Here is an 18,787-nt window from a genome sequence, read left to right as displayed (position 1 = left end):
CCCCCGGATAACTGTTGCGTAAATTGCTAATTTGAAAATAATCAACTATGTCTGAAGTCCAATACAATTTTTTTGAGGCTGTGGAAAAAAGCTTTCATAAAGCAGCCAGATTTACCAAATGGGACAAGGGATTGCTGGAACAGATCAGCGCCTGTAATTCGGTGTACCGGATGCGTTTCCCCATCAAACGGGAGAATGGAGCCATTGAAGTGATCGAAGCCTACCGTGTACAGCATTCGCATCATAAGACGCCCTGCAAAGGAGGGATCCGTTTCTCCATGCAGGTAACCCAGGACGAGGTAATGGCCCTGGCAGCGCTGATGACCTATAAATGCGCTATTGTAAACGTTCCCTTTGGCGGGGGCAAGGGCGGCATTAAGATCGATCCCAAAAATTACACACCATATGAGCTGGAAAAAATAACCCGGCGCTATACATCCGAACTGATCAAGAAAAACTTCATCGGGCCGGCCACGGATGTGCCTGCGCCCGACTATGGGACGGGTGAACGGGAAATGGCCTGGATCGTAGATACCTACAGTGCCATGAATCCCCAGGAGATCGATGCCGCGGGCTGCGTAACAGGCAAGCCCGTGAGCCAGGGCGGTGTACGCGGACGCAGGGAAGCTACCGGCCTGGGCGTGTTCTTCGGCATCCGGGAAGTATGCAATATGCCGGAGGAAATGCAAAAACTGGGATTGGCCACGGGTGTTGCCGGAAAAAAAGTGATCGTGCAGGGGCTGGGTAATGTAGGGTACCACACTGCCAAGTTTTTTCAGGAGGCCGGCGCCCTCATTGTAGGCATCGCCGAATACGAAGGCGGCATCAGCAATGAGAACGGGCTGGATGTGGAGGAAGTGTTCCAGCACCGGAGGCGGACCGGCTCCATCCTCGATTTTGGCGGAGCTGTGAACCATAAGAACTCGCTGGAAACGCTGGAGCTTGCGTGCGACATCCTCATTCCGGCAGCCCTGGAAAACGTGATCGACAAGAACAACGCGCCCCGGATCAATGCAAAGATCATCGGCGAGGCCGCCAACGGCCCACTGACCCCCGAAGCCGATGAGGTATTCCTGAAAAGGAACGTACTGGTAGTGCCCGATATGTACCTGAATGCGGGCGGGGTTACCGTCTCCTATTTTGAATGGCTGAAAAACCTGAGCCACGTGCGGTACGGCCGCCTGGAAAAACGGTTCACCGAGAACGTAAATACCACCATTCTGGAGGAGCTGGAAAGCCTTTCCGGAAAAAGAGTTACCGAAAAGAACCGGAAAATGATTATGCACGGAGCGGACGAGGTGGACCTGGTGTACAGCGGACTGGAAGAAACCATGATTGGCGCCACCAGGGAAATTATGGAAGAATGGCGCAGCAACCCGGGGATCCCGGACATGCGGACTGCAGCTTATGTAGTGGCTATCAATAAAGTAGCTACAACTTACGCAGAATTAGGCATTTTCCCGTAGCCGGGCAATAGTCAAACCTATTAGGTTTTTTGAAACCGAACAGGTCTTTTTAGGCCGTTTCAGATATATTACGTACCTTTGCATCCCAAAATAAAGGGAGGAGTTGAGCCATGGCTTACAGAAGAGTGTATGATATTGCTTTTGTGGGGTTAAAACCAGGAGTTCATGAGTTCAATTATGAAATAACAGACCGGTTCTTTGAAGCATTTCAACAGCAGGACTTTACAAATCCTAAAGCCCACATAAAGCTGTCGCTTGATAAAAAAAGCAGTTTTATGATGCTGAAGTTTGAAGTGGGTGGCAAACTGGATGTGGTTTGCGACCGCTGCAACAACACCATTTCCCTGGACCTGTGGGACGAGTTCGTCATTACCGTGAAAATGGTGGAGGAGCCGGAACTGATGAATGACCAGGAAGATGATCCGGATGTGTACTATATCAGCCGGGGGGAAAGTCATCTGAATGTGGAAGACTGGATCTATGAATTCATAAATCTGAGCATCCCGATGCACAAGACCTGTGGTTTTGATAATGCGGACGGGCCGCAGTGCAACTCCGAAGCGTTGAAAATGCTGAATAAGCTGGATGCTGAAGTCAAATCCAAAAAAGAGGACAATCCTCTTTGGAAGGATCTGGAAAAATTCAGGGACCTGGACAATTAAGTTTGTGTAAAAAGAAGAAAAAAATAATTTAGAACTATTTAATTTCATTAGTTATGCCAAATCCGAAACGCCGGCACAGCCAGCAAAGAAGCGCAAAACGCAGAACCCACTATAAAGCCACTTCGGCAACTTTAACAACAGATGCCGCAACCGGCGAAACGCATGTGCGCCATCGCGCTTATGTAAATGAGGGAAAACTGATCTACAAAGGAAAAGTTGTTGCTGAAAAGGCGCCTTCAAAAGCTTAAAAAAAACGTTAAGTCCGAGCTGCTTAACTTGTTCATTCCAAATTCATTGACGACCTTTGGTTGGTAATGTATTTGGAATTTTTAATTTTAGTCCGTATATGATGAATATTGGAATTGATACTATGGGGGGAGATTTTGCTCCTCTTGAAGCGTTGCGAGGGATTAAAAAATACCTTTCTGAAAATAACGGCAAAAACAACGTACAGCTAACCCTGTTTGGAGATGAAGCCCTTCTGAATGCCATCATCACCGAAGAAAACCTACCCGCCGGCCGCATACAGATCGTTCCCACGACCCAGGTCATTGATATGCACGAGCACCCTACAAAAGCGTTAAAAGAAAAAACGCATTCATCCATTGCCACCGGCTTTCATTATCTGGCTAAAGACCGGACTGACGCGTTCATCAGCGCCGGTAATACGGGTGCCATGCTGGTGGGTGCACTGTTTAACCTGAAGACCATTGAAGGGATCCTGCGCCCCGTTATTTCCTCCATCATACCCAAGCAGGGAGGCGGTACCGGCCTGATCCTCGATGTGGGGCTGAACGCCGATTGCAAACCGGAGCAGCTGAACCAGTTTGCCACCCTGGGCGCCGTTTATGCCCGGCACATCCTGGATATTCCGGAGCCTAAAGTGGGTCTTGTAAATGTAGGCGAAGAAGAAGGCAAAGGCAACCTGCTGACCCAGGGCGCCTATCCCCTTTTGAAAGCCAACAAAGCCATTCATTTCATCGGTAACATTGAAGGCCGCGATACCTTTAATGAAAAAGCGGATGTGATGGTCTGCGATGGTTTTACCGGCAACATCATTTTAAAGCTGGCAGAGTCCATCTATGATATCGCGCAGAATGAACAACTGGAAAATGCTTATTTAAACCGGTTCAATTTTGAGATCTATGGCGGCACACCTGTATTAGGGATCGAAAAGCCGGTCATCATCGGTCATGGCATTTCAAAGGCCACCGCCTTCTGCAATATGATCTACGTGGCAGAAAAAATGCTGCAGACAGGTGTATTGCAAAAATTAAAAGAAGCGGTTCAACAAGATTAAACCGCTTCGAAAGTTTCCGCTGACCCGTTCTACTGGTACCGTACCGTAACCGGAACGTCAATGGTGTAGTTGTACGGTGTCACTACTTTCAATACAACATCGTAGACACCTTTTCCAATAACTGAACCGTTCCCCACGGGCGTCATCTCCCATTCCACAGAATAGAATTTAGCCGACCCCTCCAGCAATTTCCCCAGGTTACCAAACATACTGATCAGCTGTTTTGCGTCTTTTGCATACATAAACGCGCCACCGGTTGCAACGGCCTGATCATAGAGGTACGCATCGGATGACGCGCCCAATCCAATATTATAAAGACGTACGTTTGCTGTTTTTGCGGCATTGACCACGGCTGTACTGCTTTTGCTTCCGGCATTGTTTTGCCCGTCTGTGAACGTAAGCAAGGCCTTCACAGGTTTGGTGGCACTTTGGGAAAGGCTGTTGACGGACTCATATTGCGAATCATAAAGCAGGGTTTGATTCTTGGGTTTGTTGCGCACCAGCTCCACGTCTTTCACCAGCTGCGCCGTATCGGAAGTAAAGCCCGGGCCTATTTTATAATAGCCGGAAGAGAACCACCATACCCAGGAATCGTTGCCCTGTCCCATATTCCAGCAAAAGATCTTGCCGGCATCGATCCGCAGGTCATCAGGATCCGTCTGGTTGGTGCTTCCGCTCTGGTCCATCAGCATGATGGAAGCGTAGCGGGAGGCTCCCCCTCCGCCAGTCAGCGAAGTCTTTATTGCTTTGAAGGCATAAGCATTCAGAAAGGTATCGATCCAAAAATGCCGGGCGTCAAAACCATATTCCATATTCCTGGAATCCTTGAACAGGGCAAGATCCACGGAAAAGCGGACCTTCTTATCGCTTCCTTCCAGTATTTTTACGTTATACACCGCAGCGGAGGGCAGTGAGTTGTCATTCAGCGGGGGGGTGATCTTTATGGTATCATCCTTTTTACAGGAGAACAGCATAACCGCAACAAGGGCCGCAGCAAGACGCAGGTTTAAGAACCCGCCGGGGTAATTCATTCGCATGGTTTACATTTTAATGCGAAAATACCCCTCGTTGCTACACCAGGAAATACAGGAAAACCAGTATTTTTACAGGTGGTTCCTGAAGACCGGGTACGGCCGGTCAGAACCCGCTTTCGCTGCGTTCGTATTGAACTTGACGATCCTGTAAACCCATCCGTTCCAGGGAACTGTTTAAAAACAGGTCGGTTCAATCATTTCCGGATAATGCTGTTTTTGGAGTTGTTTAAACGTTTCGGATGGTGGCAAGCAGGCTGCCCCGACGGGGCTTTCTGCTGCTTTGTTGATCCATATTACCGGCATAACGCCCTAACCGGGCTGGCCCATAGCGCCGTGTGCCGCTAAAAAAACGGTCATACGATTTTTAAGCCCCATCGGAGCGACATATTGAAAAATCTGAAACAACTTCCGAAAGATCCGGGCATTTGTTAAAGTGACATAAACCCCGCATCCTGCCGGCATCTTTATTATACAGGCGATCCTCCACCCCTCTTCTTCCACAGATAAAAAGACCGGAATTGCCGAGGCAGCGTTATTCCTTCTCAAAAAACACTTCGGCCACATTAACACCCCGTTCGCCCGGCCCGCAGATCCAGGTTAGTGTGATTTTCCCATCCTTATACAACCGGGGCGGGATCTTGAACTGATAAGCATACTTATCGGGCGACAGGGTCATAAAATCATGCACCACATAAGAGCCGTTGGCAATCAACCGGACCTTTACCTTATAGCGGGTAGCTTCCCCGGCGTAAGTGATGTTCAGCTTATACTTCTCTTCCGGGTGCTTTATCGGGAACTCCAACTGTAAAGGCTCATCATAATACCTGCCCAGCTGGGTGAGCCATTCATTTCTGATGGGCCGGTTATTAAAATCTTTGCGGGTGATCCGGAACCGATCCATCTGCACGCCGTAGCCGATATAAGGATGCATCAGGTAATAAGGATCATCGCCGTAACCCGATCCGGCATCTTCGATCAGCCCGTTTTCAAATGAGCCCAGATTAAAGTAAGCACCCCGCTGATCTTTAGAAGCCACCGCTCTCAGCTCTTTCAGGATCTTCGCTTCTTTTGCAGTTTCTTTCCCTTCATTATTAAATCCGGATAGTTTGTATAAATACCAATCCCTGTTATTCAAAGGCAGATCCATCTGAGCATTCAGTATGCATTTCTGGCCTTCATCGGTCCACATCCCCTCCTCGCCCGTATAAACCAATGAATAAAGTTTATGGCACTTTTCCTTCAGGGAACGGAACTCAGATGAAGGGTTCTCCCTGTTCAATATTTCCAGCGCAACCGCCTTTTTAAACCCACCGCCGGAGGTCCTGAGATAATTGACAAACTCCCGCTCTACCTGGGTCTCATACAGGTACCGGAGTTTTACGTATTGATCAAAAAATGCTCTCAGCAAACCCATTCTATAGCGCGTTTGGTGATACACATCAGATCCATTTTTTGTATCCGCATCTAATTTGCCAAAAATAGCATATGCCTTATTAACGGAGCGATTGCTATCGATCCGGCCTTCCAGCGAAGCTTCCTCGTATTTCAGTCCTCTGCAAAAATCACCTGCATATCCAGGTCCTATAAAAAACCGGCTATAATCTAACAATACGTCATCAATATCCGCACCTGGGTTCCACTCTAAAGAGGTCCAGACAAATTTGTTCACATCATCATTCGAACCTTCTGAATATTGAATGGATCCAACGGTGCCCGCTGAAAGCCGGTCGTGGATGTTCTTCATCGCCACCGGCCTCGGGTTTATTACGATCCTTCCATACGAAATGGCCCATGGAAGATCCAAATAGTTAATGGGATACTGAGCACTATAAATATGTCCGATATCAACAAAATGCCGGATGGACTTTGATCCACCCAGCTTGCTTCTGTACGCATCCAGTGAAAACCTGGCCCATGGTCCATAAACCAGGCCGTCGATCCAATCGTATTTCAGAATTTCCGTAATAAATTCGTCAAAATACGATCTTGTTCCACCGTTAAATTTCTGCGGAGCTATCCAAACCTTTGCCTCCGGATGATATTTTTTTAACAGGATGATCTCTTTTTTTGTAAACTCAAAAAAATCTTTAGCTGAAAGATTACCGGGGTCACCGGATTTAATCGTATAATTATCGATCCTGGGACAGGCTTCAAAAAATTGCTCCCGTTTTCTTAATTCATTATATACACCTTCAGTCGTGACAAAGTCTTTACCATTATCAAAGCTTACAATACCTATTTTTAAACCATAGGACATTGCCGTTTTTATATATTCCGGGTTATATCCGATTGTCAGATCCACGCTATTCAGACCAAAGAGAACAAGATCTTTTACATAGTCATCAAAATACCGGAGCCTGTCTTCAAAGGATTCATATTTTACATTTGCCCGAAGTCCGATGCCCCTGTATTCCTTCTCAGGATGGGAATAAACATTCCCTGAATAATGAAACAGGATGGCATTATTTGCAATTCCGGATTTCCTCAATAAATAGCCAACGCCATACAGCACGCCCCGATCGTCATTTCCGCTTATGATCAGCAATTTCTGTACCTCCGAATACATTATTTTATAGCCGTCGGTATCCTCACCGGGAAGATTCAGATATAACGGGGCTGCTTCCGGGCAGGCCCTTTTTATTTCAGACTCCAAACCCACTACCAACCGGATCTGGTTCACATCCTTTTGAGCGTTCAGAAGATGAATGCCGGCCCGGTCGTATATTTCCTTATCCAGGATAAGGGCGGCTTTCTTCACTATGGCACCATTTCCAGCCACTTCAAGATACGACCCGTTCAAATTTAGTGTGGCAACGCTTTCAGCCTTCATGGAGTAGCAGGAAAAGAGAAAGGCAAAAAGGAATACAGCTCTATGGATCGGTTTCATAATATGCATCATTTTATTTATTAATATTAAACCGGCGAAAATAGGAGCTGGAATAGGACAATACAGAATAAACCGGGGTCCTATTCACGGTTGCCGATTGTATGAATTCTGCTTCGGTCCCGCCCGTGTTGATCGTAGTTGGAGTAAAGGAAAAGAAAAAGGTCTTATTCAGATCGTCGGCTGTGTTATTCAGCATTTTAAGATAAAAGGTCTGCACCCCTTTTTGAGCATGCGGAAAGTTGGCCAGATAACAGACCGTTCCGTTCTCTTCAATGGGGTCCAACACCCTATTATTTGAATCCAGTAATTGATAATCCACATTCGGCCGGGCCAGGTTGATCGTGGTCGCTTTAACGCCCACATAAAAACTATCCGATTGCTGCACATACATTTTGACGGCCACATCATAGTCGCGAATAAACTCCGACATGAATTTCACCTTAATAGGCGTTAATTCGGCGTAGTTCCTTTTAATATTGACGGTGAGATTTGCATTATACTTAGCCGGATTATCGTAATTGTAATCGAAAAATACATAGTACATATGATCATAACCATCCGGGTAATTGATATACTTTTTTTTACATGATATCATCGGGGTTAGCACGACCAAGACTGCAATAGCAAAAATTATCTTTTTCATGAAACACAAAATTTTAATTACCAATTAGGATTTTGTTTTAACGTTTGCCTGCTGTTTGCAACGTCGTTATATGGAATCGGATATAAATAGTCTCTGTCCGGGTTAAAGAACCGGTTGTCTTTACTTTCAATTATTAAGACGCCCTCATCATTTAACCTGCTGATTATATTACCCGGATCAGCCCCCGAATACCAATCATCCGCATTATACCTGGCTCCAAGTAGCTCCACCGGCAGCAGCTCCTCCGCCTTCTTCCACCTCATAATATCGTCATACCGGAATCCTTCAAACGCCAGCTCCACAGATCGCTCCCTTCTGATCTCTTCAAGCATGTTCAGGCCATGAGTCTCCACGAACGAGTTGGTAAGATGCACAAAATGCACCCGGTCCCTCAGCTGATTGATCGAAAGATTCAGATCCTCATCGGAGATAGCGCCATTGTACTCATATTTTGCTTCTGCATAGCTCACAAGGACCTCCGCATACCGCATTAAGGTTATATCCACGGTGCTCGGATTATCCAGGATATTGTTCAGCGGTACATATTTTTTAAAGCCGAAGGCCGTTTTTGATTCCTGGTAAGGCCTGAAAACGCTGTTGATATATCCCGTTTCCCCATTCTTCATCACCGTTTGAGCCAGGCGCGGGTCCCGGTTTTCCAGGTATGTATTGTACGAGGGTTCTGTTCCAGCATTATCAATAAACGGCGTGCCATCCGATCTCAGGTAGCAATTTAAAAAATTACGGGTGGGGCCAAACCGGTAATAGTAATCATAAGGATAGTTATTCGTTATATAAATATTATCCGGATACCCGTATATTTTTACAAGCATGTTCTCTTTATTGGCAGGCCCCTCCCCTGCGTATAAAAATTGCTCATGATAAGGGGTGGCTCCATTTTTATACAAGCCATGCTGCCCGGACCGGATCACTTCGTAAGCGGCCTCGTAGGACATTTTCAAATGTTCCTTATAATTTTCATTATAACCATGGTATTTTGCCCGCGTTCCTTCGTATAGACCGGCCCTGGCTTTCAGGCCCCATGCAGCGGTTTTGGTAATTCTGCCATATTCAGCAACTCCCTGCGTGGAAGGAAGCGGCAGGTATTGAATCGCCGAATCCAGGTCCCGGTAAATAAACCGCACAATCGAATCCCTGGAGGTTCTTGGGGTGTACAAAACAGGGTCTCTTGAATCGACCGCAGACCGTGTCATTAAAGGCACATCTCCGAATTTCTTCACCAGGTTAAAATAGTAATAGCATCTGAAAAACCTGGCCTCTGATACGTATTGCATTATTTTTACTTCGGCAGGTGTCAGCTCGCCCGAAATGGCCGGCGCATGTTCTATGATCCTGTTCGCAACAAATATTGAATTATAGGGCCTTGTCCAATCATTGCTCGTAGCGGGTGCCACCCGGGTACCCGCGCTCACAACATCCGGGGTTTTTCCGTTGTTGATGTCATCCGCGCGCATATCCTCAAGCTGCTCGGCATTTAACAAAGCGTATAACTGATTTGCAGCTCCCTGAAAATCTTTTTCCGAAACCCAAAAATTCGCTTCTGTGATACTCGTTTCAGGGAAGGTATCTATTTCACATGCCTGCAGGCTCCCGATCAACAGCCCTATCAGCGAAATATTAAACCAATTTATTTTCATGATAACTATTGTTTCTTTGATTAAAAGGTTAAGTTTAGACCAATTGTAACCGAACGGTTATAGGGATACCATGTGGTTGTAGTTAAGGAAGGGGATTCCGGATCGAAGACCTTCCAGGTGTTCGTAAACTCATATAAGTTTTTACCGGAGCAGTATATCTCAAAAACGTCGAAGTATTGCTTCAATTTGAACAGTTTGTATTGCAGACGCACTTCTTTAATCCTTAAATATTTTGCGTCCTGTATCCAGCGATCCGCCGGTCTGTAATTATATCCCCCCGAAGTATAATGGGGTCTTGGGAAAAACGCGTCTGTATTTTCCGGGGTCCAATAGTCAAGATGAAAACTCATCGGCTGGTACAGGGTGCCGCTTGTAGGGTTCAACGTTTCAGCACCCACCATAAATTCCCTTTTGCCAACGCCCTGTAAAAAGATATTAAAGCTGAAATTCCTGTACTCCCCTCCAAGGTTGAAGCCAAACGTATATCGCGGGTCTGATGTACCATAATAGATCAGATCACCGTGGTTCTCTTTTGTGTAATCCCCCCCATTGATATTCGGGTCCTTATCCAGGTTCACATATTTCAGATCGCCGATCGTTATAGCAGATTTACCGATCTGAAATGTTTTATCCGCGTTTGTCGGGTCCACCTGAAAAAGCCCGTCGGTTCTGTATCCCCAGATCGTATTGATAGGATAGCCTTCGAGCAGCGCTGTATTTCCCTCGGAAATGACATTGGCATCGCTATATTTCGTAAGCATATTCCGACTATCAGATAAATTGAACGAAACATTATATTTAAATGCCTGCACTTTGTTATGATACGCTATCATAAATTCCCATCCATTCGTTGTCAGCACTCCCGAATTCCTGGATGAAACCCCTACCCCTATCATTGATGGCACATTTACATCTGCCGCCAGCATATTAACATTCTTCTTGCGGTATATATCTCCAACAAAAGAAAGCTTATTACCAAACATGCTCAGATCAATACCCAGGTTTCGATTTTCAATATCCTCCCAGGTCAGATCCGCCGAAGGCAGGGTTCTTATATAATACGCATCCTGCGCTGTTCCGTTGAAATAGGTCTGCCCCCTGTAAATCAGTGGCAGATAATCGTAGTAACCAAGCAGTACCGAGTTGCCCAGTTGTCCTACGGATCCTCTGATCTTGAAATTATTGACAACGGGAAGCAGATCCCTGAAAAAACCCTCCTTACTGATCACCCAGCCTGCGGATGCCGAAGCATAAGTCTTCCATCGATTCTGGGGCGACAGGCGCGAGCTGCCGTCTTTGCGGATATTTCCTTCAAGCAAATACCTCCCTTTAAAATTATAGTTCAATCGCCCAAAGATTGAAAAGAGCTTTTCCGTTTCTATCAGATCCCCGTTACTTGCGGAACTCGCTTCTCCAAAATTTAATGACTGCCGGTTTTCCGGTACGTAGTTCTTTTGGGTATAGACCCTGTCGAACTGATAATTCAGGTATTCAATCCCGGCCAGTCCGGAAATATTATGATTGCGGGAAACCGTTTTCTCATAATTGGCAACCGCATTAAATTTATCGGTAATGGCCACGTTCCGCTGCTTATATAAATAATCCGTTTGTCCCAGAACACGCGGGGCCTTTTTACCACCCCTTACGTACCATTCCAGCCGGTGGTAATATTTGTTCAAACTGCTTGTCAGATACCGCCTTGACCCGGTGACATCTATCGAGAATCCCTTTAAAAAATCAAAATTTGACAACCGAACGCGTAGCTGCCCTGTGAGGTCATTGAGCTGTTGTTTCTGGACACCTCCGTTTTTCTGTACATCAATAATATTCTGGCCTGTTGAACCGGCGTATTCACTCGGGTTGGGAACCGGATCTTCGTCTTTAGGGTAGTATATGGGCCCGGTTGTCCTGACCCTTAGCATCCATTCATACAACGATTTATTTCCAAAAGCATTTTCCTGCCTTTCGATATAATTATCACTCAGCCCCAAAAATACAGCAAGGTTTTTACTCACCTGGGCATTCAGATTGAATCGTACATTGTATATCTCATTATTATCCGGCCCGTATTTCATGAATCCCTGGTCGTTAAAATAGCCTCCGGACAGCATGTAATTCAGGGGCTTTGTTCCTCCCCGTACGTTAATGGAATGCCTGTTGATGCTGCTGTAGTCTTTGGTAGCCACTCTCAGCCAGTTGGTGTTATCGGCAAAGTCTATCCCTGTTTCATTTTGTAAAATGGCGTTCAAATTGGGGTTCTTCAGCCAATTCAGGGTCTGCGGGTTCATAACCCTCGAATTGGCATATTGCGAAAGGCTTACCTCATCCCAGGAGTTCAACCGGTCCGGAAGGCGGCCCTGCCAGGTCGTGGTTGTTTGGCCGGAATAGGATACTTTCGCCTTGCCGGCCGTTGTGCCCGTTTTCGTTTTCACCAATATGACCCCCCCGGCGGCCCTTGAACCAAATATCGCAGCAGATGATGCATCTTTCAAAACAGAAATAGATTCGATATCCTGCGGATTAATACCTTGCAGGTCGCCTTCTACACCATCGATCAATACCAGGGGCGCAAAGGCGTTTACAGAAGAAGCCCCGCGGATGGTTACGTCCAGTCCTTCATCTCCCGGCTGTCCGTTCGTTTGAGTAATTACAACGCCAGGCAATTCTCCCTGCAAGGCTTCCAGGGGGTTAACAGCTACTTTATTGGCGATCTGCGCGCCCTTTATTTCTGCAACAGCACCGGTTAAATTCGCCTTTTTCTGAACGCCATACCCCACCACAACCACTTCATTGAGCGAATCGCCTGCCGGGTATAATATGATATCGACCACCGGGTCTTTCCGGGTGATCCTGAATACCCTGGTCAGGTATCCCACAAACGAGATCGCTACTTCATCGTTTTCGGCGCCTTTTATGGTGTATGCCCCTTTATCGTTTGTAACCGTTTTAGATTTTGAATTCACATTGGCAACTGTTGCCATTTTTAGCGGTTCCCCGGAGCTGTTGATCACCGTTCCTCTAATTGAAACGGATTGAGCATATCCGTAAAGGGTACCTGACAACAGCAGGGCTCCCAGCAGGCAGAACCGTTTAGAAAAATAAATTTTCATTTTTATATCTGATTAAGAAATGTAAAAAAGCCTGGTTGACACAATAGCAAAGGTTCCCGTTGCGCAAACGCCATCGCGATTGCGATCTTCTCCGATCTCCCGGCGTTTCCGCCGTCGTTATGCTACTACCGGTACATCAGTAGTTTTATCGCTTTGGTGATCGCTTCTATGGAAGCCTTCGGAGTGAAATAATAATGATTCCCCTCAGCATTATCCTTCCAGGAATTAGCCCCATCGGCATTTAATAAAAAATCGCCCCTCACAACATTGAAATATTTTCTTTCGTTATCAACAGCAGCCAGCACGGTAGCCTGATCCCAGCTCATTCTGCCGTTTGCATCTTCATCACGCTGCGGAAGAACAATGATATTCACATCCTTTATGGGGCTGTTCTTTATCGAATAATCCGTAAGGAACTCTTTTCCCGTCAATATTTTTATCCCCACTTCAAAGCCCAGGAAATAGATCGAAGCAGGCCAGTTATCAACTACATTTTTAGAAGCAAGGGGATCCCTTCGTATGTTATATTCCTTTCCCTGGGGAAAACGGCCTCCCATACAATATAAATTCCGGACCTTCCTGGCCACTAATTCGCGCCCCGTGAGGTTTGAAGAGGAGTCCGCCTTGCTATCCAGCAAATCCGAAAGGTTCGTTAAAAATCCCACCGTTATTATGGTAATACTTTTATCGGCCGCCTCAGATAATACTTTTCTGTATAAAGCAACTGCGTCCTCATAATTTTTTCTTTTGACCGGATACCGGGCAACCAGGTATTCATTCCAGCAAAAGGGAGATTTATAATTAAGCGCCTTGCCTTTGGGCACACCCACGGGAATACCCGGGCGATGAAAATATTCGTTGAGGATCTGGATGGTAGGACCGGTAAGATCAAAAGCATTGGATGACATGACCGCTTTGATATCGATTTTTCCCTGATCAGCGAAACTATGCAATACGGCCATAGCACCCACATCATCATAATCGGGTCCCATATCCGTATCAAAAATCACTTTAAGCGGCACCTGTCCCCGACTTTGAACAAAAAGGCCAAAGGAGATTGCCAGTAAACACAAGTAAAGCTGTTTCATATTTATTCTTTTTTATTTCCCTTTCAATTTGGAAGGATCAATGATTACAAATTTTATATTCTTCCTGTTCCAGGTATAGGTGATATAGACCCGGCCGTCTGCACCCTGGATGATCGCGGGATAAGAGAACTCACCCTTTCCGCTTTCCAGCGTTGCTACACTTTCCCAATGCAGGCCGTCTCTGCTCATCGCCAGGTTTAACGGGGAGCGCATACCGCCCCACCGGTTCGCTGTTTTTCCCGTGGGGTTATATACAAGCAACTGCGTGCCATCCCCGAGGGTAACGGCGTCCGTACCGGAGTTTGGATTTGGCAGGATGTTCTTTTCCATTTTGGACCATGTAACACCGTTATCATCCGACCAGCTGGTGACCACACCATCATCTTTACTTCTGGCAAGTAGTTGCAGTCTGTTGCCCTTGTGGAACAGTACACTTGGCTGGATCGCATCAACAGCCGACGCCGTATCGATCTTTTCTGTGATGGTCCAGGTTTTGCCCCAGTCCTTCGTCATTTCAAAATGCAGTTTCCAACCCTGATCAGATTTCACTTCTGTGCTCGACGGACACAACAGCGTGCCATCCGGCAATAGCACCGGTTTGTTCTTTACCGGGCCCAGGATATCCTCCGGAAGCCGTCTGGGTTCCGACCAGGTTCTACCATTGTCCTTTGACCGGATCAGCTCTCCCCACCAGGTTTGAGGGCTTGGTCCCACTTTATAAAAAAGCATTAATTCGCCACCGGGCACCTGAAATAAAACGGGATTCCAGCAAGGGTATCTCTTTTTTGAATGTTGAATACCGTTGGCCACCGAAACCGGCGCGCTCCAGCGACCGGCCACCCGCCGCTGCACCCATATTTCCACATCCGGGTTTTGCTCTTTGGTTCCACCAAAATAGGCCACAACCACCCCCCCGGGCGTTTGCGCTATTGTGGAGGCATGGCATTCAGCAAAAGGTGCTTTGTCAAACAGATACTCATTCTTCAGCACCGCATTTTGCTGGGCAGATGCTAAAGATGCCAGCAGTAATAATCCAGCGATCATTGTCGTAATAAATCTCATAAACCTTTCATTTTAAGAACAAGTTGTTCATCGTTATCAAAAAAATCAGTCAGCGCTACCCGGGCAGTCATTTTACAGACCCGCTGTAAGGCGCGTCGATCCGAAGCGCGATCCTATTTCCCGGCTGCAATGATCAGGACGATGCCTGCGATAAACAGCAGGAACATCAGAGCCAGTTTTCCATTTACATTTTTCCTGGCATCTCTGAACTCTTTCCAGATAAATACACCCCAGAAAGCGGCCACCATCGTAGCACCCTGTCCAAGACCGTAGGATATTGCGGCACCCGCCTTACCTGCAGCAATCAGGTTGAGCGAATTGCCCAACCCCCATATCAGGCCCCCAAGGACGCCCGTAAGATGGGTTGAAAAATTTCCGGAGAAATAATCTTTATAGGAAACAGGAGCACCAACGAAAGGGCGCTTCATCAGCAGCGTATTAAAAATAAAATTGCTGGCAAATATCCCGGTCGAAAAAATAAAAACAGCAGTATACGGCGTCATTTTTCCGGTTGCAGGCGACGAAAAATTATCCAGGTCCATGGATCCCGCAATGAACCGGTAAAAGAAGGCCATCAGTACCCCGGCAATGACTGAGATCAGGATCCCTTTGAAAGAGCTCTTTTGTGTTTCGCCTTTGGATCTGTAGGCAAGCGCATTCAGTATAATGGCAACAACGATCAAAGTCACCCCCAGAAATAAAAGCATCGGGTCTCCTTTTTGTGCACCTATATAATTAACCACAACTCCCAATACCAGGGCTATACCTACCCCAAGCGGAAAGGCTACCGACATACCCGCAATAGCAATCGCCGCCGACAGCAGGATATTGGAAGCGTTAAATATGATCCCCCCCACAAAGGCACTCAGCATATTACTGCCACTGGCTTGCATCAAGTCCGCCAAAAAGCTTCTGCCCTCATTTCCGATACTGCCCAACGTAAAAGCAGCAATTAGAGAAAACAGTAATACCCCAACCACATAATCCCAGTAAAACAGTTCATACCTCCAGGTCCGTGCCGCAAGTTTCTGAGTATTGCCCCAGGAGCCCCAGCACAGCATGGTAATAAAACAAAAAATTACGGCAAGCGTGTAATTGTGTACAATAAACATAGCAGGTTCATTTTTTATATATGGCAAAAACAATTCAATGACATCAGGCGACAGGCGACAGCTCGCTTCTGTAAGGCACCGAGCTCTGGGCGCCGTACCTTGTAACAGACAGGGCAGCAGCCTGACAGGCAAACAATACGGCCTCCGCAAGTTCCTTTCTTTCACTTAGTGCCACCACGAGCGCCCCATTAAAAACATCTCCCGCTGCGGTCGTATCCACTGCTACAACGGCCGGAGCGCCGATATGGGTAAATGCGCCGCCATCGTATAGCAGGGCGCCTTCACTTCCCATCGTGATGACCACGGTGCCAACACCTTTGCCGGCCAGAACCGCTGCTGCTTTTCGCGCGCTTGCCTGGTCAACTATTGTTATGCCGCTCAGCAGGGAGGCTTCCTTTTCATTGGGTGTAATAATGGAAATCATTTGGTAGAGTTCGTCCGGCAGGGACACTGCGGGTGCCGGATTTAATACGATAGGCACCCGATTCCCGAATGCCATCCTTGCCGCATACAGAACCGTATGCATCGGAATCTCCAGCTGCATCAATACAAACCCAGCCGATGCGATGGCCTCATGCGCGGCTTCGACCTGGGGCACGCTCAACTGCGCGTTAGCGCCCGGAGCGACAACGATGGTATTTTCTCCCGCATTGTTCACCGTAATGATGGCGATACCGGAAGGAGTTCCCGCATCCTCGGTAATATAGGCGGTGTTGATACCTTCCGTAGCAAATAGCTCAACCGCATTCTTACCAAACAGATCATCACCGGTACGGCAGATGAAAGTAGCCTCTCCCCCCAATCTTGCTACTGCTACTGCCTGGTTTGCTCCCTTTCCACCGGCGTTCATCAGGAAATCTGTCCCCATCAGCGTTTCTCCCCCGGCAGGGAAATGAGGTGTTCTGACAACCATATCCGTATTTGAACTACCAATGATGACGACCCTTTTATTCATATTCAAGCTGTGGTTTTTTATCGATCCATTAGCGATAACGTTAGCGCAAAATAGAAAAAAAATCCAACCCAAAAAAGGCCTGTTCAGTCCCGGAATATGGGAATATCCCACAACTAATTGTTTATCAACTTCGTGTGAATTAAATAATGGTAATATTGTATAGAGAGTTGAAAATTTTATACAACCGGAAAACGGCGGCAATCCGCCGCCTTACTTCAATACCTGCATTGCGCATGCCTGCAGACGTTGTAAATTGCCTTAAGCAATATTCCTGTTTGACAGGATCGGGTGTAACAACTATTTGTGCATTTTTACCGATTGCCTGAAAACGATCCTGGGATTAATGAGCACCTTCATCTGTTGCTCCGCTGCTTCCCGGTTATGGGATTTTATCCTGTCCTGCAATAACTTAATAGACATGTTGGCAATATCCCCCACCGGCTGCTCGATACTGGTAACCGGGCAGGCCAAAAAATCCAGGTAAGAAGAATTGTCAAAAGTAACCACGGATATATCGGCAGGCACTTTTATATTTTCTTCTTTTATTGCCTTTAAAGCACCCAGGAGGATGGTGTCGCTCAAGGCAAAAACAGCAGTAGGCTTTTCTTTTTTTTGTAATAACAGCTTTGTTTCTATATACCCGCTTTCCCGTGTAAAGCTATTCCCTGCAACGCTATAAACAGGCAGGTTACCGGCGCCCATCGCATCCCGGTATCCTTTTACCCGGAGGTTATTGGATATTACGGCATGACTGCCCTGAAGACAGGCGATGCGCTTATGACCGCAACTGATCAGGTATTGCGTCATGGCATACGCGCCCTCATAATGGTTGGTTGCCACGTAGGACACCGGTATGTTCTCATGGTACCGGTCGATACAGACCACGGGAATGCCTCTTTTCAGCAAGACCTCAATATGCGCGCTCTGGGAACCCGAAGGAATAATGATTACCCCTCCTACATTTTGAGCCGCCAGCAATCTGACCGCCTCAATTTCCGCAGCTTCCTTTTCATCGCAATCCATCAGCAAAACGGAATATCCTTTTGTTCTTAACGAATGACTTACCAGGCTTGCCACATCGGCAAAATAAGGATTGGAAAGCGTAGGTATGACCAATCCGATGGAAAGACTCCGGTTAAGCCGTAAACTTACCGCCGCCTGGTTCGGTGCGTAGTTCAGCTTATGAGCCGCATCCAGCACAAGCTTTTGCGTTTCTTCTTTTATCCTGTACTTTTTTGCGGAACCATTTAGTACGCGCGAAACGGTTGTCAGAGAGCGCCCTGTAACCTCCGAAATAGTTTTAATGGTAACATTTTTCAACTGTGATAACGTTTGTGCAAAAGTAAGGCAATAATGGTTTTTTGACCAGCACCGTGCTTTGCATCTGTACTATAACTGCCAACTTAAGAGAAAAGCAACGCATATGCACAGTATTCATACACACGAATCCTTATGCGGGGAATGCATCGTGCCGATCTCCCCCAACGGGTTGTCTACACGCTTTGGAGAGCCTAAAAACCTGTTTATAGTGGATTGCCGTTCTAAACGCGCCATCGGATCATCGGATGGTTGTTTCAGCATCTATTGGCAATCAGTTATCGCTTTTGATGCTGAAACAATCCCGAATTTTCAGGTCAGCATGACAATAACGATTTTTTGGTCGCCACCGGTTATACAAATCCGGGCCCACGACCTTTCTTATTATATTAGAGATCATGAGAAAGGATCTCAATAAAAAAGCGGGCATGCGTATAGCCGCATCCCCCTACCCACATGCAAGGCTGCCTCAATTATTCCCAACACCGAACAG

Annotated in this window: 14 protein-coding genes; 4 read left to right on the top strand and 10 right to left on the bottom strand. The window is 46.7% G+C overall.

Annotated elements, in window-relative coordinates; all coding sequences use genetic code 11:
* Positions 1-47: 47 nt before the first annotated feature.
* From B160_RS0103310 to plsX, 4 genes are all read left to right on the top strand, one after another.
* On the top strand, positions 48-1,466 hold the full coding sequence (locus B160_RS0103310) for a Glu/Leu/Phe/Val family dehydrogenase (RefSeq protein ID WP_018626445.1): 1,419 nt from the start codon (positions 48-50) through the stop codon (positions 1,464-1,466).
* 110 nt (positions 1,467-1,576) lie between these two features.
* Positions 1,577-2,128: a YceD family protein gene (locus B160_RS0103305; RefSeq protein ID WP_018626444.1), complete on the top strand. Its 552-nt coding sequence runs from the start codon at positions 1,577-1,579 to the stop codon at positions 2,126-2,128.
* Positions 2,129-2,181: 53 nt separating this feature from the next.
* Positions 2,182-2,376: a 50S ribosomal protein L32 gene (gene rpmF / locus B160_RS0103300; RefSeq protein WP_018626443.1), complete on the top strand. Its 195-nt coding sequence runs from the start codon at positions 2,182-2,184 to the stop codon at positions 2,374-2,376.
* Positions 2,377-2,474: 98 nt separating this feature from the next.
* Positions 2,475-3,428 (top strand): phosphate acyltransferase PlsX, encoded by a 954-nt coding sequence (gene plsX / locus B160_RS0103295; protein WP_018626442.1) that lies wholly within the window; start codon positions 2,475-2,477, stop codon positions 3,426-3,428.
* Between the two features lie 29 nt (positions 3,429-3,457).
* On the opposite strand, the gene B160_RS0103290 is transcribed toward plsX, so the two are convergent.
* From B160_RS0103290 to B160_RS0103240, 10 genes are all read right to left on the bottom strand, one after another.
* The gene (locus B160_RS0103290) at positions 3,458-4,465 is read right to left on the bottom strand and encodes a vWA domain-containing protein (protein WP_157557864.1); all 1,008 of its coding nucleotides are present in this window, start codon (positions 4,463-4,465) and stop codon (positions 3,458-3,460) included.
* Positions 4,466-4,994: 529 nt separating this feature from the next.
* Positions 4,995-7,349 carry a hypothetical protein gene (locus tag B160_RS0103280; RefSeq protein ID WP_018626439.1) on the bottom strand — a complete coding sequence of 785 codons (2,355 nt, stop codon included), beginning with the start codon at positions 7,347-7,349 and terminating at the stop codon, positions 4,995-4,997.
* Positions 7,350-7,362: 13 nt separating this feature from the next.
* Entirely contained in the window at positions 7,363-7,992 is a 630-nt protein-coding gene (locus B160_RS0103275) for a hypothetical protein (protein WP_018626438.1), read from the bottom strand.
* 17 nt (positions 7,993-8,009) lie between these two features.
* A complete protein-coding gene (locus B160_RS0103270; RefSeq protein WP_018626437.1) occupies positions 8,010-9,650 on the bottom strand; it encodes a RagB/SusD family nutrient uptake outer membrane protein in 1,641 nt (546 codons plus the stop codon).
* A 20-nt stretch (positions 9,651-9,670) separates the two neighbouring features.
* Positions 9,671-12,760, bottom strand: a complete 3,090-nt coding sequence (locus B160_RS0103265) for a SusC/RagA family TonB-linked outer membrane protein (protein WP_018626436.1) — start codon at positions 12,758-12,760, stop codon at positions 9,671-9,673.
* Between the two features lie 125 nt (positions 12,761-12,885).
* Positions 12,886-13,848: a nucleoside hydrolase gene (locus B160_RS0103260; RefSeq protein ID WP_018626435.1), complete on the bottom strand. Its 963-nt coding sequence runs from the start codon at positions 13,846-13,848 to the stop codon at positions 12,886-12,888.
* A gap of 12 nt (positions 13,849-13,860) precedes the next feature.
* The gene (locus tag B160_RS0103255) at positions 13,861-14,910 is read right to left on the bottom strand and encodes a sialidase family protein (protein WP_026309491.1); all 1,050 of its coding nucleotides are present in this window, start codon (positions 14,908-14,910) and stop codon (positions 13,861-13,863) included.
* 113 nt (positions 14,911-15,023) lie between these two features.
* Positions 15,024-16,022 (bottom strand): GRP family sugar transporter, encoded by a 999-nt coding sequence (locus B160_RS0103250; protein ID WP_018626433.1) that lies wholly within the window; start codon positions 16,020-16,022, stop codon positions 15,024-15,026.
* A 43-nt stretch (positions 16,023-16,065) separates the two neighbouring features.
* Complete coding sequence (gene rbsK, locus B160_RS0103245) at positions 16,066-16,977, bottom strand: ribokinase (protein ID WP_040679471.1); 912 nt, start codon at positions 16,975-16,977, stop codon at positions 16,066-16,068.
* 297 nt (positions 16,978-17,274) lie between these two features.
* The gene (locus B160_RS0103240) at positions 17,275-18,297 is read right to left on the bottom strand and encodes a LacI family DNA-binding transcriptional regulator (protein ID WP_018626431.1); all 1,023 of its coding nucleotides are present in this window, start codon (positions 18,295-18,297) and stop codon (positions 17,275-17,277) included.
* Positions 18,298-18,787: the final 490 nt, after the last annotated feature.

Source organism: Niabella aurantiaca DSM 17617, from assembly GCF_000374125.1.
GTDB classification, from domain to species: Bacteria; Bacteroidota; Bacteroidia; order Chitinophagales; family Chitinophagaceae; genus Niabella; species Niabella aurantiaca.
This window is presented reverse-complemented; position numbering and strand designations above follow the sequence as displayed.